The 25,341-nt window shown below is 53.1% G+C and carries 22 protein-coding genes and 1 tRNA gene; 15 read left to right on the top strand and 8 right to left on the bottom strand.

All coding sequences use genetic code 11. The features are described 5' to 3' along the window. Positions 1-11 precede the first annotated feature (11 nt). A complete protein-coding gene (locus tag QEH52_RS06210; RefSeq protein WP_308949229.1) occupies positions 12-653 on the bottom strand; it encodes a hypothetical protein in 642 nt (213 codons plus the stop codon). Between the two features lie 195 nt (positions 654-848). Between QEH52_RS06210 and QEH52_RS06205 the strand changes: the two genes are divergently transcribed. From QEH52_RS06205 to QEH52_RS06190, 4 genes are all read left to right on the top strand, one after another. Beyond that, a complete protein-coding gene (locus QEH52_RS06205) occupies positions 849-3,425 on the top strand; it encodes a M16 family metallopeptidase (RefSeq protein WP_308949228.1) in 2,577 nt (858 codons plus the stop codon). A 217-nt stretch (positions 3,426-3,642) separates the two neighbouring features. Beyond that, positions 3,643-4,248 (top strand): hypothetical protein, encoded by a 606-nt coding sequence (locus tag QEH52_RS06200; RefSeq protein WP_308949227.1) that lies wholly within the window; start codon positions 3,643-3,645, stop codon positions 4,246-4,248. A gap of 135 nt (positions 4,249-4,383) precedes the next feature. Further along, a complete protein-coding gene (locus QEH52_RS06195; RefSeq protein WP_308949226.1) occupies positions 4,384-5,220 on the top strand; it encodes a YadA-like family protein in 837 nt (278 codons plus the stop codon). A gap of 113 nt (positions 5,221-5,333) precedes the next feature. Further along, the gene (locus QEH52_RS06190) at positions 5,334-5,987 is read left to right on the top strand and encodes a hypothetical protein (protein WP_308949225.1); all 654 of its coding nucleotides are present in this window, start codon (positions 5,334-5,336) and stop codon (positions 5,985-5,987) included. 47 nt (positions 5,988-6,034) lie between these two features. Here the strand turns inward: QEH52_RS06190 and QEH52_RS06185 are convergent, their stop codons facing one another. The 3 genes from QEH52_RS06185 to QEH52_RS06175 form a co-directional block, all read right to left on the bottom strand. Then, positions 6,035-9,493, bottom strand: coding sequence for an AAA family ATPase (locus tag QEH52_RS06185; RefSeq protein ID WP_308949224.1), 3,459 nt, complete (start codon positions 9,491-9,493; stop codon positions 6,035-6,037). After that, entirely contained in the window at positions 9,493-10,698 is a 1,206-nt protein-coding gene (locus tag QEH52_RS06180) for an exonuclease SbcCD subunit D C-terminal domain-containing protein (protein WP_308949223.1), read from the bottom strand. The genes QEH52_RS06185 and QEH52_RS06180 overlap by 1 nt, the downstream gene beginning before the upstream one ends. A 70-nt stretch (positions 10,699-10,768) precedes the next feature. Continuing rightward, positions 10,769-10,844: transfer RNA gene (locus QEH52_RS06175), tRNA-Lys, on the bottom strand. A gap of 138 nt (positions 10,845-10,982) precedes the next feature. Between QEH52_RS06175 and QEH52_RS06170 the strand changes: the two genes are divergently transcribed. The 7 genes from QEH52_RS06170 (at position 10,983) to dprA (ending at position 18,877) form a co-directional block, all read left to right on the top strand. Then, on the top strand, positions 10,983-11,585 hold the full coding sequence (locus QEH52_RS06170) for an RNA polymerase sigma factor (protein ID WP_308949222.1): 603 nt from the start codon (positions 10,983-10,985) through the stop codon (positions 11,583-11,585). Further along, positions 11,582-12,535 (top strand): hypothetical protein, encoded by a 954-nt coding sequence (locus tag QEH52_RS06165; RefSeq protein WP_308949221.1) that lies wholly within the window; start codon positions 11,582-11,584, stop codon positions 12,533-12,535. Before QEH52_RS06170 ends, QEH52_RS06165 begins: the two co-directional genes overlap by 4 nt. Before the next feature lie 73 nt (positions 12,536-12,608). After that, positions 12,609-13,862 (top strand): argininosuccinate synthase, encoded by a 1,254-nt coding sequence (locus QEH52_RS06160; RefSeq protein ID WP_308949220.1) that lies wholly within the window; start codon positions 12,609-12,611, stop codon positions 13,860-13,862. Between the two features lie 72 nt (positions 13,863-13,934). After that, positions 13,935-14,693 carry a pyridoxine 5'-phosphate synthase gene (locus tag QEH52_RS06155; protein WP_308949219.1) on the top strand — a complete coding sequence of 253 codons (759 nt, stop codon included), beginning with the start codon at positions 13,935-13,937 and terminating at the stop codon, positions 14,691-14,693. Between the two features lie 4 nt (positions 14,694-14,697). Then, a complete protein-coding gene (locus QEH52_RS06150) occupies positions 14,698-16,026 on the top strand; it encodes an MATE family efflux transporter (RefSeq protein ID WP_308949218.1) in 1,329 nt (442 codons plus the stop codon). 133 nt (positions 16,027-16,159) lie between these two features. Then, positions 16,160-17,746, top strand: coding sequence for an NAD(P)H-hydrate dehydratase (locus tag QEH52_RS06145; RefSeq protein WP_308949217.1), 1,587 nt, complete (start codon positions 16,160-16,162; stop codon positions 17,744-17,746). Positions 17,747-17,749: 3 nt separating this feature from the next. Next, the gene (gene dprA / locus QEH52_RS06140) at positions 17,750-18,877 is read left to right on the top strand and encodes a DNA-processing protein DprA (RefSeq protein WP_308949216.1); all 1,128 of its coding nucleotides are present in this window, start codon (positions 17,750-17,752) and stop codon (positions 18,875-18,877) included. 15 nt (positions 18,878-18,892) lie between these two features. Here dprA and QEH52_RS06135 read toward each other — a convergent pair whose 3' ends face one another. Next, a complete protein-coding gene (locus tag QEH52_RS06135) occupies positions 18,893-19,135 on the bottom strand; it encodes a DUF167 domain-containing protein (RefSeq protein WP_308949215.1) in 243 nt (80 codons plus the stop codon). Positions 19,136-19,396: 261 nt separating this feature from the next. Between QEH52_RS06135 and QEH52_RS06130 the strand changes: the two genes are divergently transcribed. After that, a complete protein-coding gene (locus tag QEH52_RS06130; protein ID WP_308949214.1) occupies positions 19,397-19,696 on the top strand; it encodes a hypothetical protein in 300 nt (99 codons plus the stop codon). A 48-nt stretch (positions 19,697-19,744) separates the two neighbouring features. On the opposite strand, the gene QEH52_RS06125 is transcribed toward QEH52_RS06130, so the two are convergent. From QEH52_RS06125 to QEH52_RS06115, 3 genes are all read right to left on the bottom strand, one after another. Beyond that, positions 19,745-20,584 (bottom strand): class I SAM-dependent methyltransferase, encoded by an 840-nt coding sequence (locus QEH52_RS06125; RefSeq protein WP_308949213.1) that lies wholly within the window; start codon positions 20,582-20,584, stop codon positions 19,745-19,747. A gap of 82 nt (positions 20,585-20,666) precedes the next feature. Beyond that, the gene (locus QEH52_RS06120) at positions 20,667-21,254 is read right to left on the bottom strand and encodes a thymidine kinase (RefSeq protein ID WP_308949212.1); all 588 of its coding nucleotides are present in this window, start codon (positions 21,252-21,254) and stop codon (positions 20,667-20,669) included. 2 nt (positions 21,255-21,256) lie between these two features. Further along, on the bottom strand, positions 21,257-22,192 hold the full coding sequence (locus tag QEH52_RS06115; protein WP_308949211.1) for a Ppx/GppA phosphatase family protein: 936 nt from the start codon (positions 22,190-22,192) through the stop codon (positions 21,257-21,259). Positions 22,193-22,346: 154 nt separating this feature from the next. Here QEH52_RS06115 and QEH52_RS06110 point away from each other — a divergent pair, with 154 nt between their 5' ends. The 3 genes from QEH52_RS06110 to QEH52_RS06100 are packed head-to-tail and all read left to right on the top strand — an operon-like array spanning position 22,347 to position 25,274. Next, positions 22,347-22,625, top strand: a complete 279-nt coding sequence (locus QEH52_RS06110; RefSeq protein ID WP_308949210.1) for a hypothetical protein — start codon at positions 22,347-22,349, stop codon at positions 22,623-22,625. A gap of 26 nt (positions 22,626-22,651) precedes the next feature. Further along, on the top strand, positions 22,652-24,271 hold the full coding sequence (locus tag QEH52_RS06105; RefSeq protein WP_308949209.1) for a fatty acid CoA ligase family protein: 1,620 nt from the start codon (positions 22,652-22,654) through the stop codon (positions 24,269-24,271). A 10-nt stretch (positions 24,272-24,281) separates the two neighbouring features. After that, positions 24,282-25,274: an NAD-dependent epimerase/dehydratase family protein gene (locus QEH52_RS06100; protein ID WP_308949208.1), complete on the top strand. Its 993-nt coding sequence runs from the start codon at positions 24,282-24,284 to the stop codon at positions 25,272-25,274. Positions 25,275-25,341 lie beyond the last annotated feature (67 nt).

Genomic DNA, 25,341 nt, shown 5'->3' with positions numbered 1-25,341 from the left:
CGCTCGCAAACTTAGGAAGCCGTCGAGCCTAGTTTATCTTCTTCGTCCTGCTCGACTTGCGCCTCTCGTTCGGTTAAGAGCATCGACTTCTCGACGAGCTCGTTTTCGCATTGTTCGATGAATGCTTCGCGCTCTTGTAGTAAGCGACGCGCTTCTTTGAGTGAGGCTTCTTGAGTTTCTAATTCACGCTGGAGTGCTTTGAGTGCTTTGGCTTCTTTACTGAGGTCTCCGTTTGAATTGTCTGCGCTCTCGTTGGGCGCACTGCGTTGACTCTCTAGCAAACTCTTGTGTGCTTGTAGTAGAGCTTCGCGCTCATTGAGCTCCAGTTCATGCGCTTCGACGCGTTTCTCGCGTTGTGATACCTGGTCTTCACGCACGATAATCTCGGCTTGCAACTCAAGTAAGTGCGCCTCCATTTCCTGCTGCTTGCCAGATTTCGTTTTGACCGAAGGGAACTCGTCGATCGGGCTCAACAAGGGCGTCACTTCTGCGCCTTCACGGCGAGTGGCGGCTGCGATGGCCGTTTTTAAACTTAATTTACGGGTCGTTTGGCGAGCCGGTGGCGGGGGCGGTTGTTGAATGGGCGCTATTGCCTCTTGGGGATCTTTTAAGTCCTTCTTTTTGGAACGCTTAGATTTAGAGAGAGAAAACATCTTGAGACGAATATGCGGAGCTTGCTTTGTGAATCAACTGTCAAAGCACCTAGTGAGCTTGTTATCAGGGGCTTAAACAAGATTCTAACAAATGATTAGAGTTGTTACTTTTTAACATTGAGGGGTAGCCCCTAGGCTGCAACTGCAAACTTATGATCGAAATTGTCGCTCACTGTGTTCTAATTCCACTTTTTTATGGAAATCAGCCCCAATCAGTTCTCTGCCACACAATCTCATGAGCTCATCGAGCGTCTATTCAAGGCGCCTGTGGAACGGCATGTCTTGCCCAATGGGCTGACCTTGGTGCATCGCCCGGATTTTTCCAGCGAAGTGGTCTCTGTCCAGGTTTGGGTCAAAACGGGCAGCATACACGAGGACGCATATATTGGTTCGGGGCTCTCACACTATTTAGAGCATATGCTCTTTAAGGGGACTTCACGCCGTGATGGTAAATCGATCAGTCGCGAAGTGCATGCCATCGGCGGTTCGATTAATGCCTACACCACGTTCGACCGTACGGTTTATTATATCGATGCGCCTTCGGCTGCTTTTCATCAAGTCGTGGACGTGCTTTCTGATATCGTTTTGCACTCGACCCTGCCTACGCAGGAGGTGGAGCGTGAGCGTTCGGTCATTCTGCGGGAGATCGATATGGGGCTGGATGATCCCGACCGTCAGCTTAGTCAGGCACTCTTTCGCACCGCCTTTCAGCGCCATCCTTATCGGGAGCCAGTCATTGGGCACCGAGCCCTCTATGAGCAGGTCACTGCGGAGGAGTTGCGCGCCTATTATCATGCCCGCTACGTGCCCAACAACATGGTGGTCTCCGTGGTGGGAGCGGTGGCGCCCGAAGAATGTTTGGCAGAAGTTGAAAAGCAATTTGGAGCCGTGCAACGTGGACGTTTAGCGCCAGTGCGGATCGAAGAGGAACCGGTGCAACTCGCTGCGAGGCGGGAAGATATCGTCGGGGAGTATAACATCTTTCGTGGAGGTCTCGGGTTCAAGGTGCCGCACATGAGCCATCCCGATTCGCCTTGCTTGGATGCGCTGGCACATGCCTTGGGCGGCGGTGAGAGTTCTTTGCTGTGGGAGCGCTTGCGCAACCAACGTAAACTAGTGAATTATATCGATTGTCGTAATTGGAACCCCGGCGGCAGTGGTCTCTTCTGGATTTCTTATGTGTGTGATGCTGAGAAGAGTCGTGAGGTCGAGCAGGCCATTCTTGATTTGTTGGCTGAGGTTGAAGCGCAAGGCCTGCCCGAATCGGTGGTGGAAAAAGCACGCCGCCAAGCGCTCACTTCTGAAATCAACGGTCGCAAGACGATGAGTGGTCAGGCTTCGCGCCTAGGCTTAGGTGAGGTGGTGATCGGGGATATTTATTATGGCCGTCGTTATTTGAAAAGATTGCAAGCAGTGAAGCCGGGGGATTTGCAAGCGGCCGCTCAGCGCTACTTAGTGGACGAAAGTATGTCCGCGGTCACGCTCGGGCCCGCGCCACAAATCATTGATTCGACCGCGGCCTTGGAAGAAAAGTTGGCCTTAGAACCTTTTGAGCAAATAGTAATGTCCAGTGGTGCACGGCTACTGCTACAGCCAGATAGTCGCTTGCCGAAAGTGCACCTCCGTTGCGTGTTGCAAGGGGGGCCTCTCTACGAAGCTGTAAATCAGCGTGGGATCTCCTCCTTGCTGGCAGAGCTGTTGACTAAAGACACCGAGCGCCGCAGCGCATCTGCAATTGCTGAATTAATCGAGAGCATTGGGGGGAGCTTCTCGGCAACAGGTGGTAACAATACCATAAGTTTTGCGATCGAAGTGTTGCCTGCCGATCTCGATGTCGCGCTCGAGCTTTTGAGCGATGCGCTTACGGCGCCGGTTTTTAATCCCGCTACTTTCGAAACCGAACGTGAGGCACAAATCGCTAGTCTGTTAGAGGACGACGATGAAATTCTCGATTATGGCTTTCGCAAGTTACGCGAACGTTTCTTCGGAGATCACCCCTTTGCTGTGGGATCGGATGGACGTGTGGCCGACCTTAAAGCGCTCACTGTCGAAGATATTGCGGCCCACTATCGTAGCTTAGTCCGAGCGGGTAATCTTGTTCTCTCGGTTACGGGGGACTTCCAGTCATCCGCGCTGGTGGAGCGCCTGCGCCCCTTGCTTGAAACACAATTGTCTGCAGACGCCTTTGAGCCAAACCTAGCGCCTGCGTCAGTGGAAACTGTAGCTTACGTCGGGCATGAAACGATGGAGCGCGAGCAAGCCGTCGTATTACAAGCCTATCCGGATACAGGCATTCAGTCCAACGAGTACATTGTCGCCGAAGTGCTCAACGAACTCTTTAGCGGCATGTCTAGCCGTCTTTTTGAACGCGTGCGCGAAGATCAGGGTATGGCTTACTATGTAGGCACCACGCGGGTGATTGGTTTGCAGACCGGGATGTTTGTTTTCTATGCCGGCACTCAACCTGAGCAAGCGGAGGCCGTCGTGCGCGAAATGGATATTGAGATCGCGCGTGTGGCCGCCGGAGAGGTGACAGAAGACGAACTCGCTCGCTGTCGCACACGCCTGAAAGCTGCTCGTCCAATGGGGAAGCAAACCATCGGCGCACGCGCCATGCATGCTGCGATTCAGGTCACTTATGGTCTGCCTATCGACGATGATGCTGAGCACGCCAGCCAGCTGGATCAAGTGGATGCCGCCGCACTCGCTCGCTTTGCGAATACATATTTTAGCTCTGACAAGCGCGTGCAGTTGATCGTAGGGCCGAGGTGAGGCAGACTCGCACGAATCGCTTACGCCTTGGTCAATACGGGGAGTGGTTTTGTTAGCTAGGGTGCATTTGCTTTGTTTTTACGTTAGATGGGGTCTATTATCTAGTGACTAGGGTGTATCCTTTATTTGTTACTTGCCACCCTTGTGTCATATTGGTATTAAATTATATCTAGAGCCGCTGTTGGTTCTAATTCTACCAATTATAATAATATCTAAGATGAAGTCCTTCTTACTACATAAAAAATATACCGCATTCGCTGTTGGCTCATTGCTCGCAGTCTCTTCGGCTAGTGCGAACTTATCCTTTGTGATCGATGAGTTCACTTCTGACGTTTTAACTATCACAATATCAGGTGTATCTGAGTTGGCGGGCACTACGCCTGTTAATGACTTTGCACTCTTCTTGGCGGATACTGGGGGCACTTCTAGCTTCTTCAGCTCCACTGGCATTGTGGCAGTGCTTACACCTGATGGAGCTGCAACCACACTCGGCGCTGCGGATCTTTCCGGGAATGTTGAGACGATTGATTATCTTCCAACTGGTGGTACCGTCGCCATTATGCCTTTTGACATGAGTTTAACTACAGGCATGTCATTCGGTTCGGATACAACACTTTCATTTGCTGGGGTCGGGCTATTTGATCCCAGTGCGATCACTGGTGAGCTCGGGCTTTACTGGGGAACTGGAGTCGCGCCAGATCTTAATCCATCTGCTGGTGTGCTGCAAGATTCTGTCGCTGTTCCAGAACTGAGCTCCTCTAGCTTGGTGCTTGGACTCTTTGCGCTGGGTGCTTGCTCTGTTTTTACCCGCCGTCGCGCTTAGGTTTTTAGCAGCTTTGTCGCTGCTTGTATTCAATTATAACCATGATGTCAGTATCTGTGGCATGTTTAGTCGTGTCCGCAGCTATCTGATTTTAGAATATTACGTTAACAAATAAGTAGAAGTTATTACAGAATTATGAATAAGAAAATTATTGGAACTTTAGTCGCAGGCAGTCTCATCGCTAGCTTAGCTCAGGCAGCAGATGGCTCATACGACTTTGGAGAAGCCCTCGAAATCAACGCCAATACGAGCGGAGTATCAGTGAACGCTGCCGCGATTGCAGCAAACGATGGCGATATCGCAGCGAACACTGCTGCGATTACTTCGAACGATGGGGACATCGCAGCGAACACTGCCGCGATTACCTCGAACGATGTCGATATCGCAGCGAACACTGCAGCGATTACTTCGAACGATGGTGACATCGCAGCAAACACTGCTGCGATTACTTCGAACGATGGCGATATCGCAGCGAACACTGCTGCGATTACTTCGAACGATGGCGATATCGCAGCGAACACTGCTGCGATTACTTCGAACGATGTCGATATTGCAGCGAACACTGCTGCGATTACTTCGAACGATGTCGATATTGCAGCGAACGCTGCCGATATCGTTATCAATGCCAACGCGATTGGTGTAAACGCTGCTGAAATCGCCGTGAATTCCACTGCGATCGCAGCGAACTCAGGTGCTATTGCTAATAATAGTTCAAGAATTGACAGCAATCGCAGAGATATTGATCAAAATCGCCGTGGCATTGCAATGGTTGCCGCTCTACAGCACACAACAGTGCTACCAGGTATGACGAATGCATTGGATGTTGCGGCTGCTCATTTCGACGGGGAAACTGGCATGTCCATCAACTACTCGCGTCGTATCAATGAGAACTGGCAAGTCAACTTCGGTGCAGCTTCGACCACAGACTTGGAAGAGTCTGTGGTTAAAGCCGGTGTTGGGGTTCAATGGTAGTCCGATTTTTGGAATAGATTGATTCAAAGCCGCCAACAATGTTGGCGGCTTTTTTTCTTTTTAGTGGATCCATCCTTGTGATTCTATTTTTAATTGCAGACAGCTTTTTAATTATGCGTTTTCTTTTCATATCCTTCGCGTTCGTAAGTGCCTTTTTTTTAGGCTGCTCGACTACGCCCGAGGCGGAGCCTGCGAGTGCTAAGCTGAATCTCTCTCAGTGGGATGCCCTAATCAATGCTAAGGCCGTTTATGCCTTGGATAAAGATCACTTGCCGCCGCAAGTTTATGTATTCCCTCCGCTGCGTTTGAATCAAGGCTCGCAAGCAATGGATGCATTGGCCCATAAGCTCAGGGATGACGGAGCACTTTACTGGACTTCGCCAGCGCCCCATGCCGCAGAGATCCAAGCTGTGATCGAGCGGAAGCTCGAAACCAAGGGCTTTGAGATTATTAGTTTTCAGGAGTTGACCAATATACAGGAAGATCACCGAGTTTTGGTCTTTAACCCTTATTACGTAGCTGCTTATCAGCCAGTAGATCGAGTCAATGAGGAAACGGGCTGGTCTTCATTTGTTCGTGTTACGGTGTCCACTTTTCCTGCAGATCTCAATCCCCAGCAGAAAATCGATGTGATGAACCAAGAGGCGCTTACCCTGTATCAAAGTAAAGCTTCCGAATACGATGTGGTGAAACGTAGCCTCAGCTATTTGCTCGATTATATGGGTAATAACAAAGAATGGTCGGGGCGTTTAACGCTTTTAAATTAAGACTATTTGTGTGGAGTGCATTCGCTCTACTAAGTGATGATTTAAGCTTAGCAGCTGCAGATGATTTCTACTGTGCCGTGGCCGCTGCTGGATTTGGAGATTCGGATCTGTGCGCTGATGCGATGTTTGAGGGCTTCGACGTGGGAAATGATACCGATGGTGCGGTTGGACATACGCAAGTTCTCGAGTGCGGCCAGTGCGATGTCGAGAGTGTCGGTATCGAGGGTGCCGAAGCCTTCGTCGATAAAGAGACTTTCGATGCGGGTGTCACTGCCGGCGAGATCGGAGAGCCCCAGCGCGAGGGCTAGGCTGACCAAAAAGGACTCACCGCCGGAAAGGCTGCGGGTGGGGCGGATGGCATCGGCTTGGTAACGGTCGACAATCTCCAGACTTAGGTCGGATGCCTGCGTGCGTTGAATATGATAGCGATCGTTGAGTTTGATTAAGTGTTGATTGGCCAAATCAAGTAATTGGGCCAGAGTCAGGCCCTGAGCGAACTTTGAAAATTTGTCTCCATTTGCGGAGCCGATGAGTGCGTTGAGTTCAATCCAAGGACGTGCTTCTTGAGCGATCTTTTCAATCTGGACGATCAGTTCCGCCTGTGAGGCGCGAGCTTTGGCATCTTGTTCTAAGAGCAGTGTGATCTCGCCGAGGCGCTTGTTGTGTGAGCTCATTTCCTCGTCGTGGGCGCTGTGTTCCTTTTTAAGTGTTGCTTCGGCTTCGGGGCTGAGGGCTGCCGCGTCGGTAAATGTATGCAGTTCCTTTTGTGTCTGTTCGATGCGTCCAAGTATTTGGTCGTGCTGACTTTTAAGCCGATCTTTGGCGGCTGTTAATTCTGCAAATTGTGACTCGCTCAAGCGCGCGGATTTGAGTGCTTCAATCGATCCAAATTCAGTGCTCGTGAGCTGCTCTTGCAAGGTCTCGATGGCGCTTTGGAGGGCTCGTTTGTTGGCCGCGAGGTCCTGGCGTTTGTGTTCGAGTGCTTGCGCTGCTTGCTGTGCGGAATCGAGCGCGGCCTGGCACTCATTGCGACGTTGCGCTTCACTGGTGGCGATCGAAATTTTTGCTTTGGGCTCTACCGGGGCGGTTCCAAGTTTACTTTGCCAATAGGCGAGCTCTTCGCCTAGGCGGCTGTGTGCTTGCTGGTGTTCTTTGAGTTCGGCGCTGAGCTCCTTGAGCTTTAGGGATTGCTGTGCCTGCGCCTCGACTTGTTGCTGGTAGGTCTTTAGCTTTTGTTCCAGAGCTTGAGTGTGGGATTGTGTCTCGGTCGCAGATTGGGCTGGGCTTAAGTGTGTGCCCAGCTTTTGGTTGAAGGCGGCTAGTTGCTTAGCGATCTCCTTTTGTGAGTTGCTATGCTCTTCTTTGAGGGCCTGCTGCTTGTGGTCGAAGTCGGTCTTCTTTTGTTCTAAATTATGTAGCTGATTGATGGATACGCGATGTTCGGATTCGAGTGTTTTTAAATCTTCTTTGGCCTGTTGATGAGCGCGATCGAGTTTTTGTATCTGTGTGAGCTTAGCATCGGTGGCGTGGCGCTGTTGCTGGCACGATTCTAACCATTGTGTAAAGCAATCCTCTTGTTCCAGAGCTTGGCTGTAGCCAGCGGTTTGGGCTTGGCTGCGGAGGCGCTCGCTTTGTTGCTCTAGCTCTTGCTGGGCTAAGGCAATGCTCTGGTCGAGTGCGTGTAACTTTTCGTCTAAACGGTTAAATGCGATGTTTGCTTCTTGATATGTTTTTTCAGCTGCGGCGAGCACTTGCTTCTGCGTGGCGACGGCTTGCTGGTCTTGGTCGACATTTGATTCCACATGCTCGGCGTAGGGGTGCTGTAGGGAGCCGCACAGTGGGCATGCTTGGTCTGGCTGAAGCTCTGCGCGGTGTGTTTCCAGTTTGGCAATGAGCCGGGCTTGATCGTAGATCTTTTGTTTGTCTTCTAAGGTGGCCTGTTCCTTGGTGACGGTGGCTGCATGGCTATCGCGAGTTTTCTTGGCGCGGGCGACTTGTTCGACGAGTTGCGGGCGTTGCTTGTTGCGTGATTGGTGGCTGGCTTGCGCCTGAGCCCAATGCATGCGTTGCAGGTTCAGAGCTTGCGCAGCCTCATCGGCGAGTGCCTGTGCTTTGGCGGCTTGTGCCCATTCGTCGATAGACTTTCCTTCGGCCGCTTGTGCGAGCCTCGTGGCTGCGCCGTCGACTGTCTCGGTGGCGCGGCTGAGTGTTCGTTGGGAAGCTTCGATGGCCGCCTTTTTCTCGGCGAGTGCTTGCTGGTTGGCCAATTGTTCTTGGCGCAATGTGTTGAGCTCGGCATGGGTGCGCTGTTGTGTGCGATCAGCCAGGCGGGCCGCTTCGCCCAGTGTGCGCAGCGGGGACAGTTCGCTCTCGATCGCGCGTGTGGAGGCGTTGCTACGGAGCCAGTGACTGAGCTCTTGTTCGGCTGCGCCGACTTTCAGCTGAGCGGTTTCGATACTTTGGATCGTCCGCGTTTGTTCTTGCACTGCGGTGTGCACGTATTGCTGCGTTGCGAGCAGATGTTGTGCGGCGCTCCTTTGCTGGGCCTGCGCGCTTCTTGTCAGCTCTTCAATTGCCTGATTGAGTGCCTGTTGTTGTTTTTGTTTGGCATGGATCTCGATCAGTTCTGTTTGCCATGGTTGGGTGGCTAGGTGCTGTTTCAGCTGCTTGGCTGAGGGGGCAAATGCTTGCTCGGATTTTTGCCATTGCAGCAGTTCTTGCTGTGACTGTTTGAGGGTGGCCTGTAGGTGACGATGGGTTTCGAAACCTTGTATTTTTGTTTGTAAGCTTTGTTGTTTGAGTTTGATCGCGCGGACTTCTTTGCTCTTGGCTGTCTGCTCTTGTTGCAGCTCGTGTATCTGCGTATCGCTCATCAATTCGACGCCGCCTAGTTTTTGTTTGGCGGCTTGTAGAGTGCTGTCGTGTTGGCGTTCGATCTCGTAGGCTTTTTGACTGATGCGTGAGTAAATTTCAGTGCCGGTGATTTTTTCCAGTAGCTCGCCACGTTCGTTGTCATCTGCATCTAGAAATTCCTTAAAGCGACCTTGGGCGAGTAGCACCGAGCGTAAAAAACGGTGGTAATCGAGTCCGGTTAGGGATTCGATCATTTGGTCGGCTTCTCTTAGTTTCTCCGCGATGATTTCGCCCGTGTCGGCCCTAGACACTTCACGCTTAGAGTTCTGTAATTTGCCGTCAGGCTTCTTGCGAGAGCGCGCACGGGTCCATTTCGCGCAGTAGCGGCCTTTGCTGCATTCGAATAAGACTTCAGCGGCGCATTCGCCAGTGCCACGAGTCATCATTTCTCCCGGGTTGGCTTCTTTTTCGTAGCGGGCAGCTTTGCCGAAAAGAGCGAGTGTGATGGCGTCGAGCAGAGTGCTTTTACCTGCGCCAGTGGGGCCGGTGATCGAGAAGATGCCCGCTTCGCCCAGCAGGCCGTTTTCGAGGTCGATAGAGTGTTCGCCTGCGAGCGAATTCAGGTTTTGAAAGCTGATTTTTAAGATTTTCATTATACGTCCTCTTCCTGCACCGCATTGAGCACATGGTTGAAGCACTGCTTGAGTGTGTCGCTGTTGAGGTCGCCCGCATAATCTTCGATTCGCTTTTCAAACACCGCGAGCGGCTCCCACTCGCTGATTGCCTTGTTGGCTTGCTCGGGGTGGGGGGCCATTGGTGAGGCGCGGAGCTTACGGCCGACTTTGAGCACCACGGCCTGCTTATCAGCTGCGGCGGCACGTATCTGGTCGTTGATCAGTGGGCTAATGTCGCCTTCAGTTAGGCTGACTTCGATCCATGGGGCGAGTTCGTCGCCGCTGATGATCAATTCATCGATGGCACGCAGAACCGTGTCGGCGCTGCCTTCCATACGCAGTAGACGTCGGGCTAGGGGCACCGGAATGCCTTGCTGGCTGAGGCTTTGGTCGTCTTGCAGCGTGAGCAGCCGGATTTCTTTGTGGGCCGACTCAGAGAAACTGAGCGGAATCGGGCTGCCCGAGTAACGTATATGCTCGCAGTTCCCGACGGCCTGTGGCTCGTGCAGGTGGCCCAGTGCGACATAATCAAAGAGGCTCGGGAATTGCTCGGCGCGAATACTACCGAGATTGCCGATATGTATGGAGCGTTCACTGTCGGAGACACGGCCGCCAACTGCGGTCAAATGGCCTGTGGCTAGCAGCACTTCGCCGGGCTGGCGCGTGCCTTCTATCTGCGTCGCCAAGTCTTGGTATGTGCGTAGGATGCCCGCTTTGGTGCGTGCTTCCATTTCATCGAAACTTTCGCCTTCGATCGCGCGGCGCACGTCGCGATCGCGTAGAAAAGGCACGGCTGCGATGCGGAGCCGGTGGCCTCCCCGTTCAAAGCTTAAAACTGCGTCGTCGAGCGCTTCGGGCAGGCTGCCAATCACATGTATATTGAGCTTGGATAAAACGGTGCGAGGGGCATCGAGGTGGGGGGCGGAGTCGTGGTTGCCGCCTATGATGACTGCTTCGCAGTGCTTGAGGGCGTGGAGGCGTGTGATGAAATCAAAATAGAGCTGCTCTGCTGCGCGAGGCGGGTTGGCGGTATCAAATAAATCGCCTGCAATAATCAATAGATCGACGGCGTGGATCTCGATCTGCTGGAGTAGAAAGTCGAGAAATGCGCTTTGCTCTTCTAAACGATCACGTTCGAAGAAGTTTTGGCCCAAGTGCCAATCAGCTGTGTGCAGGATTTTCATATTCAAATTATTACAAGGCACAAAAAAAACACAAAAAAGCCCGCGAGTCGGAACTGGCGGGCTTTTTTCGTGGTAGGCCGTCGGGGACTTGAACCCCGAACCAATTGATTAAAAGTCAACTGCTCTACCGATTGAGCTAACGACCCCTACACGAAAGCGCGGGATAAAAAGGCTGCACTTGCATCTTGTCAAGGAAAGGAATAAACTTTTTTATATTTTAAATTGAACGAAGTTTATTGGAACAAATCTAAGCTTTTAACGATCTACCTTCCATGAACACAACTATGAGTGCTAAAACCGAAACGATGAATCCTGATGATTTGCTGATTGAGCGCATTAAGGCGGGCGACACGGCCGCCTATAATGATATGGTCACTCGTTATTACGATCGGATTTTTGCGCGTGTGTCGCAACTGCTAAAGAATAAGCAGGATGCGGAGGAGGTCACGCAAGATGCTTTCATTCGTGCACACCGTGGCTTAGAGAACTTTCGAGGTGATGCCTCTTTTTCAACGTGGTTGTATCAAATTGCAACGAATCTCGCGCACAATCGTTACTGGTACTGGTTTCGCCGTAAGCGCGACCAGTCAATCTCGATTGATCAGCCGTTGACGGATGATAGCACGATGACGTTGGAAAATGTGATGCCATGTGATGGGGAAGACCCTTCGGAAGCTGCCGTCACACAAGAGTTTGTCGACCGTGTCTCTGAATGTATGCAGGGCTTGAATGACAAGCATAAAGAGGTTTTGATTCTACGTAATGTTAAGAACCTGTCCTATGATGAAATTGCGCAGCAATTAGAAATCAGTGTGGGCACAGTGAAGAGTCGGATTGCCCGTGCGCGGGACAGTCTGCGCGATCTGATGGGCGACGATTTTGCATGAGCGAAGAAAAATTCACAGAGCTAGTTAATCTATATTTAGATAAAGAGATTTCCGAGCGCGGCCTTGCGGATTTGAAGGCTGAATTGCTGGTTAATCCCCAGCGCAAAGCGGCGTTTCAAAAGCGTTGTCGCTTGCATCAGGCGATGCGCTTGGCGCTGAATCCAAGCGCTAAAAACATTGAATCGACGATTCTATCACGCCGGTCGAATGCGAGTGTTTCGAAATCGAAGGGTTTGAGTCCGCGTCGTTCAGGCTCAGTCAGCTCAGGCTCAGGACGCTCTAGTTCGCGTCGCTCTGGAGCGCGCAGTTCCGAGCGCTCCGCGCGAGCTTCGACTCGAGGCTCAACGTACTCTGCGCAATTACAGCAGCCACAACAATCACAGAAACCCCAGCAACCCCATCAACCCCTGCCATTTGAAACGCGGCACCAAGCGAGCACTTTCTCTGAAAAGGGAGTGATGCCTCGCTGGGTATTGGGCACTGGCTTGGCGGCTTCTTTTGCGATTGGCTTCACTTTATTGGCTCCAGCTTTTCGGGGGGGCTTACATTACGCTGCGAATCTTGTCCAGCAAGGTGTCGCCTCCGATAAATTGTCGGAAACAGAACAGCTGGATCCGCTGGATACGCTCGGGCGCGCTGATTTACGACGCTATGCCTCCACTCAGGCGCAGCGCAGTACGAACCAGCGTGCGAGTATCGCAGCGCAGCTTCGTTTGATGGGCTTACGCCCAGAATTTACTCCAGAAGAAAAGCAATTACGTTCGGTCAGTTTAGCGGCTGCGCAGCGCCCGCAGCCGACTCGTAATGATGCGGAACTTCTTGCCGGTGTGCAGCAAATGTCACCGATGCCGACGCCACAAATTCTACGGGTGGCTGCCGATTCGACTTCGCATGAGTCGAGCTCGCGCTGGCCTAGTGGCTTTCAGACTTCGCTCGCTAGCTTTAAGTAGCTTTAAGTAGCTTTCCGCTTGCGTCTACGCGTGGGAATCGCAGTTCTGTTGTTCTGTTTTTAATATTTTTACTATGAAGATTGTACTCGCATACTCTGGTGGTCTTGACACCTCCGTCCTCGTTAGCTGGCTCAAAGAGCATTATAACGCTGAAATTATCACTTTTGCGGCGGATGTCGGTCAAGAGGAAGAGTTGGATGGTCTTGCCGAGAAGGCGAAGGCAACGGGTGCTTCGGCACACTATACGGTGGATTTGGTCGAGGAATTTGCCCGCGACTTCATCTTCCCCATGATGCGTGCCAATGCGATTTACGAAGGCCAATACATGTTGGGCACATCGATTGCACGTCCTTTGATCGCCAAGGCACACGTTGAGATCGCTGAGCGTGAAGGTGCCGACGCGGTGGCACACGGTGCGACGGGTAAGGGGAACGATCAGGTTCGCTTCGAGCTCGGATACGCAGCTTTGGCTCCTAAGTTGGAAATCATTTCCCCCTGGCGTATGGAAGTCTTCCGCAAGGCTTTCCCAGGGCGCACAGAAATGATCGCCTACTGCCGTGAGAACAACATCGATGTCGAAGCCAGCGCCTCCAAGCCGTATTCGATGGATCGTAACTTGCTGCACATTTCTTACGAAGCTGGCATTTTGGAAGACACCTGGTTCGATCCCACTACGGATGACAACAAGGACATGTATAAACTGACCACAGCGCCTGAAGATGCACCCGATGAGGCGCAGTACATCGAGCTCGATTTCGAGCGTGGTGATTGTGTGGCGATTGATGGTGTGGCCATGAACCCCGCGCAAGTGATGAAGCACTTGAATGCAGTCGCAGGCAAGCATGGTGTCGGCCGGGTGGACATTGTTGAAAATCGTTTTGTGGGTATGAAGAGCCGTGGGGTGTATGAGACTCCAGGTGGCACTATTTTGCTACAAGCACATCGTAACATTGAGACATTGACGATGGACCGCGAGCTGGCTCACCTGCGTGATAGCTTGATTCCTCGTTACGCAGAATTGGTCTACAATGGCTTCTGGTATGCACCTGAGCGTGAAGCACTACAGGCACTGATCGATGATTCACAAAAATCAGTGACTGGCACTGTGCGCCTAAAGCTTTATAAGGGCAATGTCACCACTGTGGGCCGCAAGTCACCACTTTCCTTGTATGATGAGGACATTGCATCGATGGAAGGCGTGGACAGTGATTACAACCCCGACGATGCCAGCGGCTTTATTCGCTTGAATGCGCTTCGTTTGCGCCGCCGTGCACTGGCGCAGGGAGGGCCTGAAATCGCTTCGGAGAGCAAGCTTTCTCGCGAGTAAAACGATTTTGTTGATTTCTGGTAGCCGAAGTCGCAAGACTTCGGCTACTTTTGTTTTATTGAATATTTAGATATGAAAGCTCCTAAAATTCTTCTCGGTGTAAATGTCGACCATGTGGCGACAGTTCGTCAGGCACGCTATCGTGAACATCCACTGGATCATGGTGATGAGGTGGAGCCAGACTGCGTGGCATTTGCACTCGCTTGTGAAGCGGCTGGTGCGGACGGCATCACGATGCATCTGCGGGAAGACCGCCGCCATGTTCAGGACTCCGATGTGGCGCGTGCGCGGGCGCAGATTGCGACCCGCTTAAATTTAGAGATGGCTTGCACGCCAGAGATGGTGGACTATGCACTCAAGCTCAAGCCCGACTCGGTCTGCTTGGTTCCAGAAAGCCGCGAGGAGGTCACCACTGAAGGAGGCTTGGATATTGTTGGCCAAAAATCACGTGTGAGCGAAGTCATCGCAGCCATGACCGAGGCAGGTATCGTGACTAGTCTATTTATTGACCCGGATCCTGCGCAGATTGAAATGTCAGCCGAATTGAAGAGTCCATGGATCGAACTCCACACGGGGGCCTATGCCAACGCCTATTACCACGATGGGCGTCGCAGTGAATTAGATACCTTGCGCGCAGGCGCGTCGCTGGCACACAGCTTAGGGCTGACTGTGAATGCCGGCCATGGCATCAATTACACCAACATCGCCGAGGTGATTACCTTGCCGCATCTGCACGAACTTAATATCGGTCACACAATTATCAGTCGTGCGCTCTTTGTGGGGGTGACAGAAGCGGTGCGTGAGCTGAAGGCATGCCTGGCTTTAAACTAAGGCCGTGTCGACTTTACTTCAAGAAAACCGCAAGACCTTCCTACTCGCGCTTCCGCTGATCGCGGGCCAATTGAGTCAGATGTTGTTGGGCTTGACGGACACGTTGATGGTAGGACGCGTTGGTACCGTTGATTTAGCGGCTGCGGCTTTTGGCAATGCTCTATTGCACCTGCCCTTTTCCTTTGCGATCGGGCTGTCGATTGCGGTTTCGATTCAGGTGGCGCATTGGTTTGGTAGTGGGCAGCGAGCGGCAGCTGGGGAGGCTTTGCGTAATGGCCTAATTATTTCAGTGCTTTTGGCCGTTGCGTTGATGGCTTTGGTCGCGGGGAGCATCCCATTGCTCGGCTATCTTGATCCGCCGGAGGAAGTTTTGGCGATTGTGCCTCCATATCTATATTGGATAGGTTTTTCTTTTTTAGCAATGGTGCCGACTATGGTGATCAAGAGCTTTGCGGAAGCACAATCTGAGCCCTGGATGGTCCTGTGGATTCAGTTGGGCGGTGTACTGTTGAACATCGGGCTGAATGCGATCTTCATTTTTGGGCACTTCGGGGTGCCGGCGATGGGCTTGACCGGCGCGGGTGTCGCGACATGCCTTGCACGCTTTATCACATTGGGAGCCTTATTTTATTATCTGTTGAACTCGCGTCGATTGGCGGCTGCCTTGCCTCGTGTCTGGTGGTGCCGACCGGACCCCAAGGAGTGCCGCGCCCTGACTAAGATGGCCAGTCCCTTGAGTGGTCAATTGTTGATCGAGATTGGTGCCTTCACCGTGAGTGCCTTTCTAATTGGGCAGTTCGGCGCGGCGGCCTTGGCGGCGCACCAGATCGCTTTGACCTGTGCGATGACGACTTTCATGCTCCCACTGGGCTTGTCGATGGCGGTCACTATTCGCATTAGTCATGCGGTGAGTGCGGCGCAGGCGATACGTTGCCGACAGATCGTGATGGGCGCGCAAGCTATGGGTTTGATGATCATGCTCAGTTGTGCGCTCGCCTATGTATTTGGGGGCGAGGCGATTGCTGCTGGCTTTACTGAGGACCGTGAAGTTGTGGGAGTGACTGTTTCGATTTTGGCGATTGTGGCGATTTTTCAGTTATTAGACGGCGTGCAGGTAATCAGCGGAGCCGCTCTGCGTGGCATGCGAGATGTGAATGTGCCGACGGCAATCCTGTTTGCTTGCTTTTGGTTAGTGGCGCTTCCTGTTGGAGCAGCGCTTGGCTTTACTGCGGAGATGGGAGCGCAGGGGATGTGGTCTGGCTTGGCCATCGGTCTTGGCTTAGCCTCGTTGGCACTAAGTGCTCGCTTGTGGCGCAAGTTACAGCGCGTGTAATTTTCTGAAACTCATCGCTTTTCATTTTGCACAGTTTTTCATACGCTACAAAAAAAACGTGTATTCTTGGATTTCATCCTTAGGGTGCGTACGCTGTGAGTCACATAATAAGTTTTCATCTGAAATTTAACTAATGAGCGTTCAACCACATGCACACCCAGTGCTCACCTGTCGAGAAGCGCAAACTCTTGAAGGGGAGCTGCTTGTTGATGAGGCGGCAGAGTGGTTGGCGATGCGACGTGCGGGAGAAGGTATTGCTCGGCAGGTACTTGAGGACTATTTGGAAATACGCCCTGTTCCAGAGCATTTACGTGTTTTAGCATTGGTGGGCAAAGGGCATAATGGCGGAGACGCATTGCTTGCGTGCGCGCAATTGCTGGCTGATTATCCACGTGCGAAGGTCGATCTCGTTTTGGCTACGAGAGTTGAGGAGCTGCGTTCACTTACAGCGCGTGCTTTGGAGCAGCTGAAAGGACGTGTTCAGGTACACTTTATTTCAGAGCAGAGTGACGTTGTGTTACTGACACAGATGCTGCTTAAGTTCGGGGGCGATGCTGGGTTTCATATCTGTCTTGATGGTTTGTTGGGCATGTCCTTTAAACCACCGTTACGTGAGCCAGTTGCGGCATTGATTGCGGCCGTCAATGCTTTTGAACGAATTGATCTGCGAGCGTCCGTGGACTTACCGAGTGGAGCTGGTGATGAGGTTCGCGAGGGCGCACGTCGTTTTGATGCTGACTTTACATATGCGACTGGAGTCGTGAAGCGTCCACTGCTAGGGGGAATTGCCGATTGTGGTCGTATTCGCTATGTGGATTTAGGCTTTTTCGATACCACTGCTGGGAAGGCGGTGGTGACTGAAGAGGTGGTTTTGACGGATGCCGTGTTGGATCCCGTGCGTCGTTTACGAGCTGCTGCGGCGGATAAACGAACTTATGGGCATCTATTTATTGTAGGAGGCTCGGCTTTTATGGCAGGGGCTTTGTTGATGACTGTTAAGGCGGCAATACGTTCAGGCGTAGGCTTAGTGACTGCATTCGCGCCTGCTTCGGTTGCATCTTCATTTGCGGCCCAAGTCCCTGAAGCGATATGGATTCCTTGGCCTGAGAACTTTCACGGAATGCTGAATCCCCGTGCGATGTCACTGCTGTTGAGCCGTATTCATCATGCCTCCGCTTTAGTTGTAGGCCCCGGGATGGGACTTGGGCGGAGTACTGAGTTGATCACCCAACATATTGTGAAGCGGGTAGATTTACCTATTTTATTAGATGCTGATGCGCTGAGCGTTCGCGGGATGGAGGTGGTACAAAAACGTCGCTCAGATTATGCACGCATTGTTGTGACCCCACATATGGGGGAATTTATGCGTATCGGTAAATTATCGGCGCCCAATAATTCGCTCGAGGCCATGTTAGGTTTTTCCCAAGTGTACAATGTTGTCACTGTGTTGAAAGGGGCAAATACACGTATAAGTGATGGGGAAACGGTGATGTATAGTACGCTCGGCGGTGCTGTGCTCTCGCGTGGGGGGAGTGGAGATATGCTATCTGGCTTGATTGGTGGTATGATGGCTCAGGGAGATGTGCCTGTGCCACTAGCAGTGGCGCGTGGGGTTACACTACACGGTTTGGCTGCGCAACGACTGGCTCGGGACAAGGGGCAAGTTGCCGTGAATACCACTCAGATACTAGATTACTTACCTGAAGTCTTACGTGCTTGATTTATGGCTACTGCATTAAATCCTCGGCAAGCACTTCTGATTTTGAATGGGCTGCAACATGTTGGTCCAATCATGCTACGCCGTTTGTTGGATGCTTTTGATCACGATCCTGTAGCAGTGCTCTCGGGCGATCGACGTAAATTGCTGCAAGTGAAAGGGGTGGGCGAGAAGGCGGCCTCGGTGCTGACGCATTGGGCCGAGCACTTCGATCTGTCTAAGGAGGTGGGGCGTATGAAAGCTTCGGGTATACGCTTTCTGGCTCAGATTGATAGTAGCTTCCCACCGATGCTGCAGGAAATGTATGATCCGCCGATTGGTTTGTATTGGAAGGGAGCCTACAATATTGATCGCCCTTGTATTGCGATTGTGGGCACACGTCGCGCGACACTATATGGGCACAGTATTGCTAAGAAATTTGCCGCCGAACTCTCTCAATTGGGCTTTTGTATTGTGAGTGGGATGGCACGTGGTACCGACACCGCTGCGCATGAGGGGGCGTTGGCTGCGGGCGGGCCGACAGTTGCGGTACTAGGCTGCGGTTTGGATATTGTGTATCCGCCCGAGAATTTGGAATTGTATCAACAGATCGCGGCGACCGGTGCGGTCGCGAGTGAATTTCCGCTTGGCCGTCGCGCGGATCGGCAAACCTTTCCTATGCGTAATCGTGTGGTGGCGGGTATGTGCGAGGCCGTGATCGTCATTGAGAGTGCGGCAGCCGGCGGTAGTATGATCACTGCGCGCTTCGCGGGCGAGCAAGGGAGGCAGATTATGGCGGTGCCTGGTCGAATCGATCAAAGCAGTAGTGCTGGCTGTCATCAGTTGATTCGCGATGGTGCGACGATGGTGACTTCTGTGGACGACATTCTCGAAGAGCTGCGCTATGCGCGGCCGGAGTCGAAGGAAGCTGAATTGCCGCTGGGAGATCTGGATCTGGCAGCCCCGCCAGGACCGCCACTCAGTGCTTTAGAGCGAGAGATACTGGATTGCTTTAAGGGAGGCGAACTGTGTCAGCCGGATCAAATCTCACAACAGCTCAATCGCGCGTCCGCAGAAGTGTCAGCGACCTTGATGGGCCTTGAAATTAAGCGTCTCATTTCTAAACGCGCGGACGGACGTTTTGAGGCGCATTAATCTCTTCGCAAGCTGCTAGGCTAGCTCGCTACGTTTGATTTTAACTAGCTTCATTCGGCCTGTAGTGCCGACTTTTATGGAGATGGCTCGTTTGGGGCATTTGAATGTTTTGGATATGAGCGCAATGAGTTCTTTATTGGCCTTTCCATCCACTGGGGGGGATTTAATGGATGCTTTCCATGTGCCATCCTCTTGCGCTTCCAATGCGCTCGTTTTGGCGTTCGGTTTTACTTTTATTTGAAGTGTTTCTTCTTTCATGAGCTGATTGCATCGAAGGTGGATTTTTATACGTTATTTTATCTTATGGTCTAGGTTCTTTGATTGGTGTTGCTACGGTTTTGATTCCGTTAAAGTGCGCATTTGACGTATTCATGCAGGTTTTAGGCGTAATTATATGCTCTAATTACGTTATTATGCTCGAAAGGCGTAAGGATGTTGTGCTTTTTACCAAATTTGCACATTAAATGCTAAATCTTACTGGAATCACGCTACCAACTATTCACGTAAGGAAATCACCAAATGAAAACTATACTCTCCCTAACAAGTGCTATGTGTCTCGCCGTTCTGCCGTGTGCGAGTGCATCCTCGGCGGTTTCAAGTGAGATGCCTGTGCATCGTGTCTCCGAAACAAACAGCCTACGTGCGAGCGAACTAGCGCCTGAAACGTCCGCTCCAGAGATCTCAGTGGAGGTCGCTTCCATGCGCCCAGCTGTCAGTGGTTTTGAGCCCGACTTTAATTCAGCTTGGGGCACTGTTGCCTTGCTCGGCGGTTTTGCAGGAATGACTTTTGTGATGCTACGTCGCCGTCAGGCTGCTTAGATCGCTAAGTTAGATCGCTAGCTTCGATCACTAAGTTAGATCGCTGGTTTATTTTTCCCAACGAGCCCAAGTGCCGCTGGGTACGCTAAAGGTGTTACCTTGGCCCGTTAATAGCATTTCGCCACAGTCGAGTTGTCCATTGCCAAGCAGCTGCTGTATCAGGTTTTTGAGCACGATGGGCGTGAAGCCTGGTGTATGGCTGGTCAGGTAAACGAAGCAGGGCTTGTCGCTCATGACTTTCTGCACCAGTTTGAGTGTTTCTAGTAGGGCGTGCTCGATCTTATACAGTTCGCCGCCCTTGCCACGCCCGAAGGAGGGCGGGTCGAGCAGAATGGCGTCGTAGCGTCGTCCGCGTTTAATTTCACGGGTTAGGAATTTATTCACGTCATCGACAATCCAGCGTACTGGGTGCTCGGCCAATCCGTTCAGTTTGGCATTTTCGCGTGCCCATGCGACCATGCCCTTGGAGGCATCCACGTGGCAGCAGTGCGCACCTCCTTGAGCTGCGGCGAGTGTGGCACCTCCGGAGTAGGCAAAGAGATTGAGAAAGTTGAGCGGCTCTTTGCGGCGCTGGCTCTCTTTGCCGAGGCTGTCGCGAATCCAGTCCCACATGTCACGCGTTTCGGGAAAGACACCGAGGTGCCCGAAGTCGGTGGTGGAAAGTTTCATTTTGACGCCATTGACCTCCGCGATCCAAGAGTCGGGCAGTTTATCGCGTCCGCGCCACTCCAGGCCCTGCTTGCGGGTGAAAAAGGCGTCTGCCTGTTTCCAGAGCTGTGGGTTGGCGGGATTCCAGACGGCTTGTGCGCAGGGACGGTCAAGAGTGACCTTACCAAAGCGTTCTAGTTTGCGTCCGTGGCCGCTGTCGAGGAGTTCGTATTCGTTCATTGCTTGCAGTAGGGAGTAGAGAGTGAAGCGTGGAAAGGAAAACTTCTCACTTTTCGCGCCTCATTGGCGGCCGGTTCGGAGGCTAGGCCATGGCTTCGACAAAGTGCTTGCGGCACATGGCGACGTAGCGCTCGTTGCCGCCGATCTCGACTTGTTCCCCTTCTTTGATCGGCTTGCCTGCGGCGTCGGTGCGGAGGTTCATGGTGGCTTTGCGCCCGCAATGGCAGATGGTCTTCAGTTCGCTCAGGTTATCGGCCCAGCCGAGTAGGGCGGCGCTGCCGGGAAAGAGGTTGCCCTGAAAGTCGGTGCGCAGTCCATAGCAAAGCACGGGGATGGATAGATTATCGGCGACTTTGGCTAGTTGTTCGACCTGTGGACGAGTGAGAAATTGAGCCTCGTCGATCAGCACACAGGCGAGTGGGGGCGCTGTGTGAGGCGTGTGAATAAGTGTGTGAATAAGTGTGAATAAGTTGTCTTCTGGCTTAAAGGGAGTGGCGTCTTTAGTCAGTCCGATACGGGAGGCGATTTTGCCGACTCCCGCGCGCTGGTCGATTAGGGGTGTCAGCAATAGCGTCTTCATGCCACGCTCATGATAGTTGTGACTCGACTGCAGCAGCACGGTGCTCTTGCCCGCGTTCATTGCGGAGTAGTAGAAGTAAAGTTTGGCCATGCTTAGAGTTTGAGTAGATTGGCGGCGATGCCGTAGCGCAAATTGTAAAAGGAATGTGTCAGGCTGGAGCGCCCCGCGACTTCGAGTAGTGCGTCGATAGTGATTAGAGCGGTGGGAATGATATCGGCGCGTGCGGCGGGCAGGTGTGGGATGCTGAGTCGCTGGTGTAGTGTGAGTGGGGCCAGTTGTTTTTTGAGTTGATTCAGTGTGCTGCGCTCGAGTTGCGGGGAGGATTGCTCTATATTGCAATTGCTTTGTGCGGCCAGCACGGCACGGCTCACGGTGTAGGCTCCGCCAGTCGCGATGAGTGGTAGCTCGTGGGGTTGAAAGTCGAAGCCGCTGCGAGTGAGCTGCTCGATCACATGCTGACGGATGGCTTGCTCGATCTCAGCGGAGAGGGGCGCCTCTTTGTCCTTAATAAATTGCTCGCTCAGGCGCACCGCGCCGAGTTGCAGCGAGATTGCTTGCTGGATTTGCCCGTGTTCGAAGCGAATGAGCTCCAAGCTGCCGCCGCCGATGTCACTCTGAATGAAGCGTGGCACGCCCGCAACGGCGGGATCGCAGTTGAGGCCATGGCCGATATAGGTGGCCTCCTCGGTGCCGCTGAGGATGCGTATTTGTAAGCCCGTGGCTTGGTAGACCGCTTGCACGAAAGCATCGCCATTGATCGCATCGCGCACCGCGCTGGTGGCGACGATAGCTGTCTGACTGGGGTGATAGCTCTGGGCCATGCCTTGTAGCTCCGCGATCGTCTGGGCGCCGGCTTGAATGGCTTCATCCGTCAAGCTGGGTAGCTCGCGACTGATGCCTGCGCTAATGCGGGTCTCAATGGTTTCGCTAAAGAGTGTTTCGAGGCTTAGTGGCGTCGCGCCTACACGGGCGACCAGCAACTTGATCGAGTTGCTGCCTACATCGATGACTGCGACTGTGTCTGGCATGCGTCATGGCACTATTTAGGAGGGAATGCGTCAAGTTTGGATCGGGAGAAGGTGTCGGGGCTCGGTCATCTACGTTCTCGGTCTGGACTTTCGTTTGCTAGCTGTCAGCTTTGGCGACATGCGTTTGTTTTCTATGCTTCTCTCGACCTGTTTTATGACTGCTTTTTTGTGTGCGGAGGTTCGGCCCTTGCCCTTGGGAGCGGCTGACTTGGCGCCAGATCCGCGTGTGGAGGCTTTGCGCACGTCCACCTTGTCACTGGGCGGTTTGGACGCGGCTTTTGAGGCAGAAGCCGTTCGGCAGTTGGACGTCGACTATGATTTGACTACGGCGACTGATCTGGAGCGCTTGCAAGCTGAGAACGCGCAATTAAAGATTCGCGTCTCGGAGCTGGAGCGTCGTTTGGCTGCGGTGGAAGCGAAACTTGCGGAGTGAGCCTTGAGTGTTCTTAGATAGATCGTATGGCATTTAACGTCGCACATTTCCTCGCTCAACAAGCAGTGGCTCAACCGTCCGCACCAGCGGTGCGCGCACCGGTCGGGCACGATTCTGATGGAGCGATCCGTTATGTAGAGCGCAGTTTTGCACAACTGGAAGCGGAGGCTGCAGCCACCGCGCACTCATTCGCGGAATCAGGCATTCAGCGCGGCTCGCGGGTCTTGCTGATGGTGCGCCCGGGCCTGGATTTGATTCGCATTGTGTTTGCCTTGTTTAAAATGGGGGCGGTGCCCATCGTGATTGATCCCGGCATGGGCTTGAAAAAATTCCTGCGCTGTGTGCGTCATTCTAAGCCGAGTGCACTGGTGGGGATTGCTCCGGCGATCTGGATTGCGCGCTTATTTCGTCCCAGTTTTCGGGGCGTCGATATTAAGATCGGGGTGGGGCGCAGCTTTGAAAAAGAGATCGGGCGTTTTAAGTCGCGTGGCGCCTTCGAAGTAGTGGACTCTGCGGAAGAGGAACTGGCGGCGATCTTGTTTACCTCCGGATCGACTGGCCCTGCGAAGGGGGTCTGCTACGCACACGGCATGTTTCTGGCGCAGGTGGAAGCGATTCGGCGTCAGTATGCAATTGAACCGGGCGAGGTGGACCTGCCGATGCTGCCAGTGTTTGCCTTGTTCAACCCTGCGCTGGGCATGTGCACGGTGGTGCCGGACATGAATCCCAGCCGCCCCGCCACGGTGGACCCGGCGCAAATCGTGCGCGCGATCCAGCAGAATTCGGTGACCAATAGCTTTGGTTCGCCGGCGCTTTGGACTAAAATTGCACGTTACTGCGAGCGAGAGTCGATTCGCTTGCCCAGTGTGCGGCGAATTTTAATGGCGGGCGCGCCGGTGCCACCCGCACTGATGCGTCAGATGCGGGCGATTATCCCGCAGGGCGAAATTCACACCCCCTATGGCGCGACCGAGGCTTTACCTGTGAGTTCGATTTCAGCTACGGAGGTGCTGGAGCAAACTGCAGTGCGCACGCAAAAGGGAGAAGGCACCTGTGTGGGGCGTCCATTGCCGCAGGTTTCTGTGCGTATCATCGAACCTGTTACAGGGGCGATCGTTTCTATCGATCAGGTGCAAGATCTAGAGCCGGGGGCAATTGGCGAAATTATTGCGCAAGGGCCTTCGGTGACACGTGGCTACGACCATTTACCAGAGGCGGATGCCAGTTCCAAGATCGCCGACGGCGCGGCGCATTGGCACCGGATGGGGGATATGGGCTGGCTGGATGAGGCCGGGCGCTTATGGTTTTGCGGTCGTAAGGTCGAGCGCGTGCTGACCGCAGCGGGGCCGATGTATACGGATTGTTGCGAAGCTATTTTTAATACACACCCGCAGGTTTTTCGTTCTGCTTTAATTGATCTGGGAGGGGGGCGACCTGGCATGGTGATCGAGCCCGAGCCGGCGGACTTTCCGCGTTCAGAGGCGGCGCGTGCGCAATTTGTGGCTTCACTGCAGCAGCTGGCACAGAGCCATGCACTGACCTCCGCGATTCATGATTTCTTTTTTGAAGCCAAATTTCCAGTGGACGTACGACACAATGCAAAGATTCACCGTTTGTCGCTTGCGCGGAAATTTGCGCTGAAATAATTTCGCTGGCATGGAAGTGTTAGTCACAGGAGGTGGGGGATTTGTCGGTAGCTACGTGATCGAGCGTTTGTTGGCGCGTGGTGATCGAGTGCGTTCCTTGGGGCGTTCTCCGCAGCCCGCTTTGGCGGCGAAGGGGGTGCAAGTGATCTGTGGTGATTTGGCGGATACAGAAGAGGTACGTGCCGCCTGTGTCGGAGTGGATGCAGTCTTTCATGTCGCAGCGAAAGCTGGCGTGTGGGGGACTTGGGATAGCTTCTACACGCCCAATGTGGTTGGCACCCGCAATGTCGTGGCAGCATGCCAAGCAGAAGGGGTGGGGCGTCTCGTCTATACCAGTACCCCGAGTGTAGTGTTTAATGGGCAATCGATCCGTGGCGGCGGGCAAGAATTGCCTTATGGCCGTGACTGGTTGTGCCACTATGCGCATACTAAAGCAATCGCAGAGCAGGAGGCTTTGGCGGCGAATAGCGACACGCTTAGGATCGTGGCCTTGCGGCCGCATTTAATTTTTGGCCCGGGCGATCCGCATTTATTACCTCGGGTGATCGAGAGTGTGCGTGCGGGGCGCTTAAAGATCGTAGGCGACGGAGCCAATCGGGTAGATGTTTCTTACGTGGCGGATGTGGCGGCCGCACATTTAAACGCGTTGGACGCTTTGGATGCGGGCCATTGTGCCGGCCAGGCATATTTTATTTCTCAGGGAGAGCCGGTGGCCTTATGGCCTTGGTTGAATCAAATCTTAGAAGGGCTGGGGCATCCGCCACTGACAAAACGTATGCCTGCCCAGCTCGCGTATGCGGCGGGCGCCGTCGCGGAAGGTATCTGGAAGCTGTTTGCAAAGTCGGGCGAGCCTCCCATCACGCGCTTTGTCGCCGTTGAGCTGGCGAAAGATCATTACTTTGACCTGCAGGCGGCGCGGCAGGATCTTGGCTTTGAGCCCGCCTATACTATGCAGACTGCTTTGCTGAAAACAATTGAAGACCTTAAAAAACGCGGCTTTTAAGCCCACTTTAATTATATAAGTATTTGACCCACTGTATTATTATTCTTGCTGTGATAGAGTGTTATTT

The sequence above is a fragment of the Thalassobacterium maritimum genome, assembly GCF_031127805.1.
In the GTDB taxonomy this organism is placed as follows: Bacteria; Verrucomicrobiota; Verrucomicrobiia; order Opitutales; family Coraliomargaritaceae; genus Thalassobacterium; species Thalassobacterium maritimum.
Note: the sequence above shows the minus strand (reverse complement) of the source record. Positions and strands in the feature narration are given on the sequence as shown.

Coding starts and splice junctions, on each gene's coding strand:
- QEH52_RS06210 (WP_308949229.1), bottom strand. CDS start 653: ATGTTTTCTCTCTCTAAATCTAAGCGTTCCAAAAAGAAGGACTTAAAA.
- QEH52_RS06205 (WP_308949228.1), top strand. CDS start 849: ATGGAAATCAGCCCCAATCAGTTCTCTGCCACACAATCTCATGAGCTC.
- QEH52_RS06200 (WP_308949227.1), top strand. CDS start 3,643: ATGAAGTCCTTCTTACTACATAAAAAATATACCGCATTCGCTGTTGGC.
- QEH52_RS06195 (WP_308949226.1), top strand. CDS start 4,384: ATGAATAAGAAAATTATTGGAACTTTAGTCGCAGGCAGTCTCATCGCT.
- QEH52_RS06190 (WP_308949225.1), top strand. CDS start 5,334: ATGCGTTTTCTTTTCATATCCTTCGCGTTCGTAAGTGCCTTTTTTTTA.
- QEH52_RS06185 (WP_308949224.1), bottom strand. CDS start 9,493: ATGAAAATCTTAAAAATCAGCTTTCAAAACCTGAATTCGCTCGCAGGC.
- QEH52_RS06180 (WP_308949223.1), bottom strand. CDS start 10,698: ATGAAAATCCTGCACACAGCTGATTGGCACTTGGGCCAAAACTTCTTC.
- QEH52_RS06170 (WP_308949222.1), top strand. CDS start 10,983: ATGAGTGCTAAAACCGAAACGATGAATCCTGATGATTTGCTGATTGAG.
- QEH52_RS06165 (WP_308949221.1), top strand. CDS start 11,582: ATGAGCGAAGAAAAATTCACAGAGCTAGTTAATCTATATTTAGATAAA.
- QEH52_RS06160 (WP_308949220.1), top strand. CDS start 12,609: ATGAAGATTGTACTCGCATACTCTGGTGGTCTTGACACCTCCGTCCTC.
- QEH52_RS06155 (WP_308949219.1), top strand. CDS start 13,935: ATGAAAGCTCCTAAAATTCTTCTCGGTGTAAATGTCGACCATGTGGCG.
- QEH52_RS06145 (WP_308949217.1), top strand. CDS start 16,160: ATGAGCGTTCAACCACATGCACACCCAGTGCTCACCTGTCGAGAAGCG.
- dprA (WP_308949216.1), top strand. CDS start 17,750: ATGGCTACTGCATTAAATCCTCGGCAAGCACTTCTGATTTTGAATGGG.
- QEH52_RS06135 (WP_308949215.1), bottom strand. CDS start 19,135: ATGAAAGAAGAAACACTTCAAATAAAAGTAAAACCGAACGCCAAAACG.
- QEH52_RS06130 (WP_308949214.1), top strand. CDS start 19,397: ATGAAAACTATACTCTCCCTAACAAGTGCTATGTGTCTCGCCGTTCTG.
- QEH52_RS06125 (WP_308949213.1), bottom strand. CDS start 20,584: ATGAACGAATACGAACTCCTCGACAGCGGCCACGGACGCAAACTAGAA.
- QEH52_RS06120 (WP_308949212.1), bottom strand. CDS start 21,254: ATGGCCAAACTTTACTTCTACTACTCCGCAATGAACGCGGGCAAGAGC.
- QEH52_RS06115 (WP_308949211.1), bottom strand. CDS start 22,192: ATGCCAGACACAGTCGCAGTCATCGATGTAGGCAGCAACTCGATCAAG.
- QEH52_RS06110 (WP_308949210.1), top strand. CDS start 22,347: ATGACTGCTTTTTTGTGTGCGGAGGTTCGGCCCTTGCCCTTGGGAGCG.
- QEH52_RS06105 (WP_308949209.1), top strand. CDS start 22,652: ATGGCATTTAACGTCGCACATTTCCTCGCTCAACAAGCAGTGGCTCAA.
- QEH52_RS06100 (WP_308949208.1), top strand. CDS start 24,282: ATGGAAGTGTTAGTCACAGGAGGTGGGGGATTTGTCGGTAGCTACGTG.